Consider the following 13,752-nt stretch of genomic DNA (forward strand, 5'->3'; position numbering starts at 1 on the left):
CGGCACGCGTCCTTGGCCTTGTCCGGGTGGGCCCGGTCGGCAGCACGGCCCCCTCCGGAGCCCGTGGGGACTCGTGGAGGGGGCCGTGCGGCGGAGAGGTGCCGGAGGTTCAGCCCGCCGAGGAGTGGCCGGCCGCCCATCGGTCCGAGAGTTTCGGGATGCGGTGCTCCAGCATCTTCGGCGGCAGTTCGGACCGGCTGGCCACGTGCAACTTGCGGTAGACCCTGGTGAGATGCTGTTCCACCGTGCTGATCGTGACGTGCAGCCGGCCACTGATCTCGCGGTTGGTGTACCCCAGCGCGGCGAGACCCGCGACCCTGCACTCCGCGTCGCTCAGGATGGCCGAGCCCTCCGCCTCGGATCCCTCGGACTGGCCGGGATCCTCCAGCAGATGTGCGTCGACCGGTGAGTCGACGCTGCACGCCTCCGCCTCGAGGGCCGCCTGGCGGGCGACCAGCCGGGCGCGGGCGTACTCGCCCAGTTCGTAGTGCGCCGCGGAGAGATCGGCGTAGGCCTGGGAGAGGGTGTGCTGGTCGCCGCACAGCTTGAGCAGGTCGATCGCCTCCCGCAGCAGCAAGGCCCGGCGGTGCGGCTTGCTCGTGGCCGCCAGCATCCGTAACGCCATCGCACGCGCGCGGGAGCTGTGACCGCCGGGCAGCCGCAACTGCTCCTCGGCACACTCCCGGGCGGTACGGGCCTTGCCGATCCGGAGATTGGCCAGGGCCAGGTCGGACCGCCAGGGAATGCCCTTCTGCAGGCTGGAGTTCCCCTCCCGCATCAGGCTGCTGCACGTCTCGAAGTCGTTGAGCGCGGCGAACGGCCGGTCGGTGACGAGGTAGTGGTGCCCCCGGGCCCGCAGGTACTGAATGCCGAAGACGGTGCGGAACATCGGCTCGGGGACGTCCCGTTTGAGCACCCGCTCGGCCTCGTCGTAGGCGCCCGTGGCGGTGTGGGCGAAGACCGCCGTCGACAGCGGGAGTCCGGCGAGGACTCCCCAGCTCCCTTCGTGCAGGCTGCTCAGCGCCCTGTCGGCGCCCTCGGCCGCGGTCGTCATGTCCCCGCGGAGCAGCGCGATCTCCGCCCGTACGCTGCCGAGCAGCGCTTGCCACGTCGTGGCACGGCGCTCGACCGCGGACTCCAGCAGCGCGTCGCAGGCTTCGGCGGCCACCGCGGGCCGGTCGGCGTGGGCGATCGCGAGGAGCGCCATCGCCACCAGTTCCAGGTTGAGGTGGTTGAGTTCGCGGCCCTGCAGCGCCTGGGCCACGGCCGCCGCGGAGTCGTCCGTCGCGACTCCGCCGACGAGGACCGCCACCTGCGCGGCAAGCCCGCCGTACCGGTCGGCGGGAGTCCGCCGGCGCGGGTCGCCACCGGAGCCACGCAGGCTCCGTGCGGGCAGCGCGACGCCGTAGAACCACTGTCGTACGAACTCGACCTCGAGGAGGATCTGCGCGTCACGGGGGGAGTGCGCGGGCACCAGTGTGGCCACCGTCTCGGCGGCCAGTTCGGTGTCGCCCTGCCACAGCATGTGCCGCAGGACGGTGGCGGTGTCGCGCATGCTCAGCTCGCCGTCCAACGCGGGCCGGCGCAGCGGCTCCAGGTGAGCGCCCGCGGCTGCGGGATTCACCCGCCACTCCGCTCGGGCGAGGGCGGCCGACAGGGCGTTGCGCTCCTGTGGGTCGGCGCAGTCGCGCAGCACCAGATTCAGGTAGGCGCAGCACAGTTCCACGTCGTCCGCGGCCAGGGCCTGTTCCGCGGCGGCGCGCAGCACGCCGGGACCCCACGGCTGCGGGACCCGGTCGGCGGCGCGCAGGTGCCTGGCCATGTCGCCCACCGGCGCGCCGCTGCGGTACAGCAGGACGGCGATGCGCTCGTGCAGTGCGGCACGCGCGGTGGCGTCCATGTCCTCCAGCACTGCGGTCGCCGCGGCCGGCAGCCGGAAAAGGTGCCCGTCGAGCAGCCCCACGGAGTCGAAAGCCTCGACGGCCTCCTCGACACCGGCGGGCGTGGTGTCGGCCAGCTCCGCCAGGACGCAGGCGGAAGCCGGTGCGCCAAGGCCGGCGAGCGCCCGGATCACCCGTAGGTGGCGCGGTTCGCCGCGGTGCACGAGTGACAGCACCGCCTGGCGGTAGGCGGTGCTGGCGATGGGCCGGTCCATGGCGCGGCCGAGGCGGGTGCTGTCGTCCAGCAGAGCATGCACCAGCAGGGGGTTGCCCGCTGTGGCCCGGTGGAAGGCGCGATCCACCCCGGCGGCCCGGGCGACTGCCGACTGGGCGGTGATGAGTTCGCCGACGCCCTGTTCCGACAGGGGGCCGAGCCGGGCCCGGCGGTGCGGCCGGCGGATCAGTCCGGCGTGGGAGGCGTGGCCGGTGCCCGGGTGGCCGGATGTGGTGCACACCACGAGTACGGGCCGGAAGCGGCTCCTGTCGAGCAGGTGGACGACGGCGCCCAGCGAGGCATCGTCCGTGAGATGGGCGTCGTCGACGGCCACCACCAAGGGGCGTTCACCGTCCGCGAGCCGCAGCAGTGCCTCCGTCGTCGCGGTGTGCGGATCGCCGGATCCCGTGTCGGCCCGGCGCTCGGAATTCCGGGGGAGAGGCTCCGCACGTCTGCCCGACGGACGAGCGGGGTCCGGCGGAACGGGCAGTACCTCACCGTTGCGCAGCAATTGCCCTAACAGGCTCATCGGCCGGTCACGCTCGGCCGGGTGTGCCGTGCCCTGGAGTATGTGTGCGCCTGCCCGGCCCGCAGTCACCAGGAATTCGTGCAGAAGCTGGGTCTTCCCGGAGCCAGGCCCACCCGTGACTATCACGAACCGCCCGGATCTTCGAGTGCTTTCGGTAAACGCTTCGTTAAGTATGTGTAATTCTTTGGAGCGGTCGTAAAGGCGCAAGGTGTTCCCCCTGTGTCCAGTTGACGCCCATGGATTCGCGCCCGTCCAAGGTGAGGTGCTGTTGCACGGGATCGGTCCGAGTCCCCGTCTGAACTGCATCTTTTTTCTGTTCGAGGGCTGTTGCCGCAGCGCTGAGGAGGCAGCCCTTGATGTCGCGGTCCAACCCCCTACGGCTGCTCCTGGTGTGAGCACAGTAAGAATGAAAGTCGGTCGTTTGCGGCGCGATTTGATCGGTCCGGCAGGTCTTTCCGGGGGGAGTAAAAATAGCTACTCGATCAAACAAACAGCGAGGTTATAGGCCCTTGTCAACGTTGTCAACCGGGCCTTTTCGGAAGTTACTTCTCACTCACGATGCCGGTCCGGGGCGACTTTTCGTGGTCGGTTGATTTACCGGGAAGTAAAGAAAAGAAGCGGGCTGCCGCACGCGGCACCCGGGCACGTATCCGCGCGGCGCTGCCCGTTCGGGCACATCGTACGGCCACCCGTGTGCCCGCCGTGGCCCCTGGGGGCCGTAGGGGTATCAGGCGCACCCGTCCCCTACCTAGCCTCCGTCAGCGGAGGGGGAAGCGGACCGGGATCCCGTCCGGAGACAGTCCGCAGGACCGAGGCCCACTTTCGATCCCGATCGGATGGCGCGCTGGTGAACAACGAAGAGCAGCTGCTCGACTACCTCAGGCGGACGACCGCGGATCTGCGGGAGGCGCGACGCCGGCTGCGCGAGAACGAACAACGCGCACACGGCCCCGTGGCCATTGTCGGCATCGGCTGCCGCTACCCGGGCGGTGTCACCTCGCCCGAGGACCTGTGGAACCTGGTGGCGTCGGGGGCCGACGCCGTGTCGGAGTTCCCCGTCGACCGCGGCTGGGACATTGACGTCCTGTACGACCCCGACCCGGACCGGGCCGGCACGACCTACGCACGCACCGGTGGATTCCTGCACGACGCCGCCGACTTCGACTACGACTTCTTCGGCATCAGCCCCCGTGAGGCCCTTGCCATGGACCCGCAGCAACGTCTGCTGCTGGAGACCTCCTTCGAGGCGTTCGAGCGGGCCGGCATCGTCCCGGCCTCCCTCCGGGGGAGCCGCACGGGCGTGTTCGCCGGCGTGATGTACAACGACTACGCCACCCGGCTCGACACCGTCCCCGAGGACCTCGACGGCTACCTCGCCAACGGCAGCGCCGCGAGCATCGCGTCCGGGCGCATCGCCTACACGTTCGGCCTGGAAGGCCCGGTCGTCACCGTCGACACCGCCTGCTCCTCCTCACTGGTCGCCCTGCACTGGGCGGTGCGCGCCCTGCAGGCCGGCGAGTGCTCCCTCGCGCTGGCGGGCGGGGTCACCGTGATGTCCACCCCGGAGACGTTCGTCGACTTCAGCAGGCAGCGCGGGCTCGCCCCCGACGGCCGCTGCAAGGCCTTCTCCACCGCCGCCGACGGCACCGGCTGGGGCGAGGGCGCCGGCATGCTGCTCGTGGAACGCCTGGCCGACGCGCGGCGCAACGGCCATCCGGTGCTCGCCGTGGTGCGTGGCAGCGCCGTCAACTCCGACGGCGCCAGCAGCCGGCTGACCGCACCCAACGGCCCCTCCCAGCAACGGGTCATCCGTCAGGCGCTGGCCGGCGCGGGTCTCACCGCCGCCGACGTCGACGTGGTGGAGGCGCACGGCACGGGGACCTCGCTCGGCGACCCGATCGAAGCACAGGCGCTGCTGGCGACGTACGGCCGCGAACACCCTGCCGACCGGCCGCTGCTGCTGGGCTCCGTCAAATCCAACCTCGGCCACACGCAGGCCGCCGCGGGCGTCGCCGGGGTCGTCAAGATGGTCATGGCCATGCGCCACGGCGAGGTGCCGCCCACCCTCCACGTCGACGCCCCCACGGACCAGGTCGACTGGAACGCGGGAGCCGTCGAACTCGCCCTGGAGCGAGGCCCCTGGCCCGACACCGGCCGCCCGCGCCGCGGGGCCGTCTCCTCCTTCGGCATCAGCGGCACCAACGCCCACGTGGTGCTGGAGCAGGCCCCCCTCGAAGAGGAGGCGGCCACCCCCGACGGGCAGGCGACACCGGCCGCCACATCGGCGGAACCCCGTGCCGTCACACCCGTGCCCTGGATCGTCACCGGCCGCAGCCCCGAGGCCCTCGCCGGTCAGATCGCCCGCCTGCGCGATCACCTCACCGGACGCGAGGGCGCCGCTCCGGCGGACGTGGCGCTCTCACTGGCCACCACCCGCACTCACTTCGAGTACCGCGCCGTGGCCGTCGGCAGCGAGTCCGGCGCACTGCTGGACGCCCTGGCCACCGCGACCCCGCTCACCCCGGCCGGCGGCAGAACGGCCTACCTGTTCACCGGACAGGGCGCCCAGCGCCCCGGCATGGGCCGCGAACTGCGCCGCGCCTACCCGGTCTACGCCGAGACGTTCGACGCGGTCTGCGCCCTCGCCGACCCCCGTCTGGAGCGTCCGCTCGCCGAGGTGACCGACGGCGACCCCGCGCTGCTGACCCGCACCGACTACGCGCAGATCGCGATCTTCGCCACCGAGGTGGCCATGTACCGGCTGCTGGAGTCGTGGGGCGCGGTGCCGGACTACCTGGCAGGCCACTCCGTCGGCGAACTGGCCGCCGCCCACGTCGCCGGAGTGCTCTCCCTGCCGGACGCGGTCTCCCTCGTCCTCGCCCGGGGCGGCCTGATGGCGGCGCTCCCGGCCGGCGGTGCCATGGCCGCGTTGCGGACCACCGAGGAGGAGGTCACCCCGTACCTCGACGAGCGGGTCGGCCTCGCCGCCGTCAACGGCCCCCGCTCCGTGGTGGTCTCGGGAACCGAGGAGGCCGTCGACGCACTCGCCGCCCGCTTCGGAGGCGGCAAGCGGCTCAAGGTCTCCCACGCCTTCCACTCGCCGCTGATGGACCCGATGCTCGAAGCCTTCGCCGAGGCCGCCTCCCGGTGCGCCTACGAGGAGCCCCGGATCCCGGTGGTCTCCGCCCTCACCGGCACCCTCGCCGCCCCCGGCGAGCTCACCACCCCCGGCTACTGGGTGGATCACGTCCGCCGCCCCGTCCGGTTCGCTCCCGCTCTCACCACCCTGCACGACCTGGGCGTACGGGCGTTTCTCGAAGTCGGTCCGGACGCGGCGCTCACCGCCATGGCCGCCGAGTTCCTCCCTCCGGACAGCGTCTGCCTGCCCGTCATGCGCCGTGAAGGCGAAGCACCGCACGACTTCGTCACCGCGGTAGCCCGGCTCCACGCCGCGGGTGGAACCGTCGACTGGGAGGCGTTCCACGCACCGCACCACGCACGGCGCACGGACCTGCCCACCTACGCCTTCCGGCGGACCCGCCTGTGGCTGGAAGCCGCCGCGCGGGGCACCGGCGACGCCGAAGGTTTCGGACAGCAGGCCACCGGCCATCCGCTGCTGACGGCCGCGACCGAACTGCCCGACACCCAGGGCGCGGTCCTCACCGGACGGCTGTCCCTGTCCTCCCACCCCTGGCTCCGCGACCACGCCGTCCACGGCACCGTCCTGCTGCCCGGCACCGCCTTCGTCGAGATGGCGCTGCTGGCCGCGGCGCAGACCGGCTGCGACACCGTCGGGGAACTCACCCTGCACGCCCCCCTCACCCTGCCCGAAGAAGGCTCCGTGGCCGTACAGGTCGCCGTCGACGCCGAGCGGGACGGACGCCGTGAACTGACCGTCTGGTCACGTGGCACCGACGCCCCCGGCACTCCGTGGACCCGCAACGCCGGTGGCGTCCTCACCACCGTGCCCTCCGACGGCGAAGCACCCGCAGACCCCGCGGCCTGGCCGCCCGCCGGTGCCGAACCCGTGGACCTGGAAGGGCTCTACGACCGGCTGGCCCGCACCGGATACGGCTACGGCGAGGTCTTCCAGGGCCTGCGCGCCATGTGGCGCCGGGGCGAGGAGCTGTACGCCGAGGCAGCCCTGCCCGACGGAGCACGCACCAACGCCGGCGCCTTCGGCCTCCACCCGGCCCTGCTGGACGCGGCCCTCCACGTCAACCTGCTGGACCTGCCCGGCGGACAGGCCGTGCTGCCGTTCGCCTGGAGCGGCGTCACGCTGCACCGGGCCGGCACCGACCGCCTGCGCCTGCGCCTGTCCCCGGAGGGCAACGACGCCGTACGCCTCGACCTGGCCGACGGCGACGGCGCACCCGTCGCCACCGTCCGCGGCCTCGTGGCCCGACCCGTAACGGCCGAGCAGCTCACCGCGGACGCGGACGACCCCCTGTACCGGGTCGACCTCGTCCCGGTCCCCGGCGCCGCGCGCCTGGACCCGTCCGACCTGGCGGTGTGCGGTGCCGACGCCGGCCTCGACGCACCCCGGTACGCCGATCCGGCCGCACTGGCGGACGCGGGCGACGTGCCCGGCACGGTCGTCCTGGCCGTACCCGCCGACCCCGGCACCGGCGCCGGCCTGCCGGAGCGGGCACGTGACCTGGTGGGCTCCACCCTGGACACCCTGCGGCTCTGGCTCGACGACGAACGCTTCACCGGCCGCCGGCTCGCCGTACTGCTGCGTGGCGACCACCTCACGCACACCCCGCTGTTCGGCCTGGTGCGCGCCGCGGCGGCCGAGAACCCCGGCCGCTTCCTGCTGATCGGCACCGACGGCAGCGCCGCCCCGAACGCGGCACTCGCCACCGCGCTGGCCTCCGACGAGCCGGAGACCGCGGTCCGCGACGGCGAGGTACGCGTGCCGCGCCTGGCCCGCGCCAAGCCCGGCGGCCCCCACGTCTGGGACCCGGACGGCACGGTCCTCGTCACCGGCGGAACCGGCGGCCTGGGCGCCCTGATCGCCCGTCATCTGGTCACCGAGCACGGCGTACGACGTCTGCTGCTGGCCGGCCGGCGCGGCGCGGACGCCCCCGGCGCGGCCGACCTCCGGTCCGAACTCGGCGCACTCGGCGCCGAGGTCACCCTCGCCCGCTGCGACGTCGCCGACCGCGCCGACCTCGCCGCACTGCTCGGCCGGCACCCGGTCCGCGCCGTGGTGCACGCCGCCGGCGTCGTCGACAACGGCGTCCTGGCCACCCTCGACGCGGACCGGGTCGAGCGGGTCCTGCGGCCCAAGCTGGACGCCGCCTGGCACCTGCACGACCTGACCCGGGAGTCGGACCTGTCCGCCTTCGTCCTGCTGTCCTCCACCGCGGGCCTCCTCGTCGGCGGCGGCCAGGCCAACTACGCGGCCGCCAACACCTTCCTCGACGGCCTCGCCGCCCATCGCCGCTCCCTCGGACTGCCCGCCGTCTCCCTGGCCTACGGCCTGTGGGCATCCGGCGGCGGCATGAGCGCCGGCATCGAAGCGGCCGACCTGGAGCGGCTGCGCCGTCTCGGCCTGCCGCCCCTGACTCCCGCCCAGGGACTGCGCATGTTCGACGCCGCCCTCGGCGCCGAGGACGCCCTCGTGGTCCCCGTCCGGGTGGACGGCGCCGCCGTCCGGGCCCGGCCCGACGGCGTCCCCGCGCTCCTGCGCGGGCTCGTCCGCCCCGCGGCCCGCAAGGCGGGCGCGGGGACCGCCGACGGCACGTCGTCCGCCTCCTGGCGCGAGCGGCTCGCCGGCCTGCCCGACACCGAACGCGACCGCGCCCTGCTCGATCTGGTCCGCACCCATGTCGCGGGCGTGCTCGGGCACCCCTCACCGCAGTCGGTGGACCCCGGACGCGCCTTCCAGGAGATGGGCTTCGACTCGCTCGCCGCCGTCGAACTGCGCAACCTCCTCGCGGGCGCCACCGGCCTCACCCTCCCCGCGACGCTGGTCTTCGACCAGCCCTCGCCCCGCACACTCGCCGCCCACCTCAGGACCGAACTGGTCCCGGGTCCGGCCGACCTCGCCCGGACCGCCCTGGCCGACGTGGACCGGCTCGAGGCCGTGCTGCTCGGCCTGCCCGACGAGGAGGGCAGCCACACCCGCGTCACCGCACGCCTCGAAGCCCTCCTCCGCGGCTGGCAGGACGCCCGTGGAGACGACGCCACGCCTGCGCCGGCGCAGGACTTCGGCGAGGCCAGCGACGCGGAACTCTTCGCGACGATCGACAACGAACTGGGAGCCCTGTGATGGAAGACCCGGCAACGGCCGACAAGCTCCGCGACTACCTGAAGCGGGCCACGACCGAGCTGGAGCGCAGCCGGCGCCGCGTGAGGGAACTGGAGGAGCAGGCCCACGAGCCCGTCGCCATCATCGGTATGGGCTGCCGCTACCCCGGAGGCATACGCACCCCCGAGGACCTGTGGCGCGTCGTCGACGAAGGCATCGACGTCGTCTCGGACTTCCCCACCGACCGCGGCTGGGACGTCGACGCCCTCTACGATCCCGAGCCCGGGGCACCCGGCAAGACCTACGTGCGCCACGGCGGATTCCTCCACGACGCCGCCGAGTGCGACCCCGCCTTCTTCGGCATCAGCCCCAAGGACGCGCCCGGCACGGACCCTCAGCAGCGCATGCTGCTGGAGGTCACCTGGGAGGCCTTCGAGCGGGCCGGCATCGACCCCACGGGCGTGAAGGGCACCCGGACCGGTGTCTTCGTCGGGCTGATGCACCACGACTACGTCGGTGGCACCATCTCCGGCAGCATCGTCTCCGGCCGGATCGCCTACACCCTCGGACTCGAGGGCCCGGCGGTCACCATGGACACCGCCTGCTCCTCCTCCCTGGTAGCCCTCCACTCGGCGATCCAGTCACTGCGCAAGGGGGAGTGCTCCCTCGCGCTGGCCGGCGGCGCCGCCGTCATGGCCAGCCCCGAGATGTTCGTCGAGTTCAGCGAGCGCCGCGCCCTGTCGCCGGACGGCCGCTGCCACTCCTTCTCCGACGCCGCCGCCGGCGCCGCCTGGGCCGAGGGCGCGGGCATGCTCCTCGTCGAGCGGCTGTCGGACGCCCGCCGCAACGGCCACAAGGTGCTCGCGGTCGTCCGCGGCAGCGCCGTCAACCAGGACGGCGCCTCCAACGGGCTGACCGCGCCCAGCGGGCCGGCCCAGGTCCGCGTCATCCAGCAGGCGCTCGCCGACGCCCAACTGGCGCCGCACCACATCGACGCGGTGGAGGCCCACGGCACCGGCACCACGCTCGGTGACCCCATCGAGGCCCAGGCCGTCATCGCCGCCTACGGGCAGGACCGCCCCGAGGGCCGGCCCCTGTGGCTGGGCTCCATCAAGTCCAACATGGGCCATGCCCAGGCCGCCGCCGGAGTCGGCGCCGTCATCAAGATGGTCATGGCGATGCGCCACGGCACCCTTCCCAGGACCCTCCACGTCGGCACCCCCAGCACCGCCGTCGACTGGAGCGCGGGCGACGTCGAACTGCTCACCGAGCCGCGCCCCTGGGGCGGCGACGGCCGGCCGCGCCGCGCGGGGATCTCGTCCTTCGGCATCTCAGGCACCAACGCGCACACCGTCCTGGAGGAGGCCCCGCCCACCGGGTCCGACGGGAACACCCCCCACCGCACCGAGCTGCCCGTCGTGCCGTGGCTGCTCTCGGGCAAGGGCGCCGACGCCGTACAGCGCCAGGCGGAACGGCTGCTGGCGGTCGCCGGCGACCTCGACCCGTACGACGTCGGCCACTCGCTGGCCACCACCCGCTCCCTGTTCACCCATCGCGCCGCCGTCACGGGACGCGACCGGGACGAGCTGCTGGCCGCCCTGCGTGAGGTCGCCGACGGCACCCGCCGGCCCGTCGTGGCACCGGAACCCGGCCGCCTCGCCGTCCTCTTCTCCGGACAGGGTTCGCAGCGCCCCGGAATGGGCCGCACACTGCACGCCGCCTTCCCGGTGTTCGCCGCGGCCTTCGACGACATCTGCGCCGCCTTCGACGAGCACCTCGACCGGCCGCTGCGCGACGTCATGTTCGACGAGGACGCCGACGGCGCCGACGCGCCGCTGCACCGCACCGTGTACACCCAGGCGGCGCTGTTCACCTTCGAGACCGCTCTCTACCGGCTGCTGGAGCACTGGGGCGTCCGCCCCGACCTGCTCGCCGGACACTCGATCGGCGAGATCGTCGCCGCCCACGTCGCCGGCGTACTGGGCCTGAAGGACGCGGTCACCCTGGTCGCCGCACGGGGCCGCCTCATGCAGGACCTGCCGGCCGGCGGCGCGATGGTGTCCCTGCGCGCCACCGAGGCGGACGTCGTCGCGCTCCTCACCGACGGTGTCGACATCGCCGCCGTCAACGGCGCGCGCTCCGTCGTGGTCTCCGGCGACGAGGAGGCCGTCCTCGCCGTCGCGGCCCGAGCCGAGAAGAGCACCCGGCTGAAGGTGTCGCACGCCTTCCACTCGCACCGCATGGACCCCATGCTCGACCCCTTTCGCGAGGTACTGGCCGGCCTCACCTTTCACGAGCCCGCGCTCCCGGTCGTCTCCAACGTGACAGGACGGATCGCCGACGACCTGGCCGACGCCGACTACTGGGTACGGCACGTCCGTGAGGCCGTCCGCTTCCATGACGGGGCCACCACGCTCGCCGCCGAGGGCGCCACCCGCTTCCTGGAGATCGGCCCCGACTCGGTGCTCAGCACCATGGCGCAGGACGTGGTCCCCGACGCCATCGGCACCCAGCGGCGCGACCGAGCCGAGGACACCGCCCTCGTCGACGCCCTCTGCCGTCTTCACCTCACCGGCACCGGCCCCGACTGGCCGACGGTCTTCACCGGAGGCCGCACCGTCGATCTGCCCACCTACCCGTTCCGCCGGGACCGGCACTGGGAGGACGCCCCCATCCTGCAGGCCGAGCGGCAGGCCGGCTCCGGCGGCGACGCCGGCGACCCGTTCTGGGACCTGGTACGCGAGCAGGACGTGAGTGCCGTCGCCGCCACTCTAGGTCTCGACGACGAGAGCTCCGTCGCCGCAGTCGTGCCCGCACTCGCCACCTGGCACGGCCGGCGACAGGCGCACGCCGCGGCGGACGGGCTTCGCTACCGCGTCACCTGGGAACCCCTGGCACCTCCCGCCACCCCGGCCCTCGGGGGTGCCTGGCTGGCCGTCGTCCCCGCGTCCACCGCAGAGGACCCGTGGACCCGCGCGGTGACAGAAGGTCTGGCAGGCCACGGGCTGGACGTCGAGATCCTCACCGTGCCGGACACCGCCGACCGCGCCGCACTGGCCGACGCGCTCACCGGCCGGACCCCGGTCGACGGCATCCTGTACCTGCCCGCCCCGGCGACGCCGCCGGACGCCCTCGCCGCACTCGTCCAGGCACTCGGCGACACCGGCGCCGACGCCCCGCTGTGGTGCGCCACCCGGGACGCCGTCGCACACGGAGCGGGCGCCACCGTCACCGGCTTCGCCCAGGCCGCCCTGTGGGGCCTCGGCAGGGTCGCCGCCCTGGAGCACCCCGACCGGTGGGGCGGCCTCGTCGACCTGCCCGCCGAGGCCGGCCCGCGGACCGTGGCGCGCCTGGCCGCGCTGCTCGGTGACGCCGGCGGCGAGGACCAGGTCGTGATCCGCGAGTCCGGCGCCCACGGACGCCGGCTGGAGCACGCCCCGGCCCGCGCGGGCGCCCCCTGGAAGCCGTCCGGCACCGTGCTGGTGACCGGCGCCACCGGCGCGGTCGGCGCGGTCGTGGCCCGCCGGCTCGCGGCCGAGGGAGCCGAGCACCTGCTGCTCACCTCTCGCCGGGGCCCCGACGCACCCGGCGCCGCCGACCTGGTCCGCGAACTCACCGCCACCGGTACAGGCGTCACCCTGACCGCCTGCGACACCGGCGACCGGTCCGCACTGGCCGGCCTGCTGGACTCCGTACCGGCGCAGCACCCCCTGACGGCCGTCGTGCACCTGGCCGGTGCCCTCGACGACGGCGTCCTGGACGCCCTGGACGCCGACCGGTTCGCCCGCGTCCTCGGTCCCAAGGCGGACGCCGCCCGTCACCTGCACGAACTGACCGCCGGGCTCGACCTGTCGGCGTTCGTGCTGTTCTCCTCCCTGACCGCCACCGTCGGCGGCGCCGGCCAGGCCAACTACGCCGCCGCCAACGCCTACCTGGACGCCCTGGCCGAGCACCGTCACGCGGCGGGACTGCCCGCCGCCTCCGTGGCCTGGGGCCCCTGGGGCGGCGACGGCATGGCGGCGCACGGCACGGTGCGCGCCTCGGCCAAGGCGATGGGCATGTCCCTGCTCGACCCGGACACCGCCCTCACCGCGCTGCGCCGCGCCCTGGACGGCGGCGACACCACCGTCACCGTCGCCGACGTCGACTGGTCGGTCTTCGCCCCCGCGTTCACCTCCACCCGCCCCAGCCCGCTGCTGTCCGCACTGCCCGAGGCGCGGCGCACCACGAGCGGCCCGGACGGCGCGAACGCGGCCGACGGTTTCGCCGAGAAGCTCGCGGGACTCACCGGAGGGGAGCGCGAGCGCGCCCTGCACGACCTGGTCTGCGGCCAGGCGGCCACCGTCCTCGGATACGGCGACGCCTCCGCCGTCGAACCGACCACCGCGTTCCGCGACCTCGGTTTCGATTCGCTGACCTCGGTCGACCTGCGCAACCGGATCAGTGGCGCCGCCGGAGTGCCGTTGCCGGCCACGCTCATCTTCGACTACGCCACACCCGCCGCCCTCGCCAAGTACCTGGGCACCGAACTCGCCGGCGCGGACACCTCCGTGGACGCCGTGGTCGCCGAGCTCGAACGGGTCGCCGCCCGGCTCGGCGACCTCACCGCCGAGGACCTGGAGCAGAGCAGGGTCACCACCCGGCTGCAGACCCTGCTCAACGACCTGGACAAGACCCTCGGCCAGGACGCGGCAGCCGTCACCGGCCGGCTGGAAGAGGCCTCCGCCGACGACGTCTTCGCGTTCATCGACCAAGAACTCGGCTCGGCGTGACCCGGCACTCCCACGACACCCCGGCCCACCCGCAGCCCACC

General features: G+C 73.8%; 3 protein-coding genes. 2 read left to right on the top strand and 1 reads right to left on the bottom strand.

The genetic code is table 11. From position 1 onward, the window contains the following. Positions 1-109: 109 nt before the first annotated feature. Complete coding sequence (locus ACZ32T_RS12330) at positions 110-2,890, bottom strand: helix-turn-helix transcriptional regulator (protein ID WP_467264206.1); 2,781 nt, start codon at positions 2,888-2,890, stop codon at positions 110-112. A 640-nt stretch (positions 2,891-3,530) separates the two neighbouring features. On the opposite strand from ACZ32T_RS12330, the gene ACZ32T_RS12335 reads away from it, so the two are divergent. Both ACZ32T_RS12335 and ACZ32T_RS12340 read left to right on the top strand, forming a co-directional pair. Continuing rightward, the gene (locus ACZ32T_RS12335; RefSeq protein ID WP_467366632.1) at positions 3,531-8,960 is read left to right on the top strand and encodes a type I polyketide synthase; all 5,430 of its coding nucleotides are present in this window, start codon (positions 3,531-3,533) and stop codon (positions 8,958-8,960) included. Further along, complete coding sequence (locus ACZ32T_RS12340) at positions 8,960-13,711, top strand: type I polyketide synthase (protein WP_467366634.1); 4,752 nt, start codon at positions 8,960-8,962, stop codon at positions 13,709-13,711. The genes ACZ32T_RS12335 and ACZ32T_RS12340 overlap by 1 nt, the downstream gene beginning before the upstream one ends. The last annotated feature ends 41 nt before the right edge of the window (positions 13,712-13,752 follow it).

This window comes from Streptomyces sp. NPDC023573 (genome assembly GCF_055559735.1).

Coding starts and splice junctions, on each gene's coding strand:
- ACZ32T_RS12340 (WP_467366634.1), top strand. CDS start 8,960: ATGGAAGACCCGGCAACGGCCGACAAGCTCCGCGACTACCTGAAGCGG.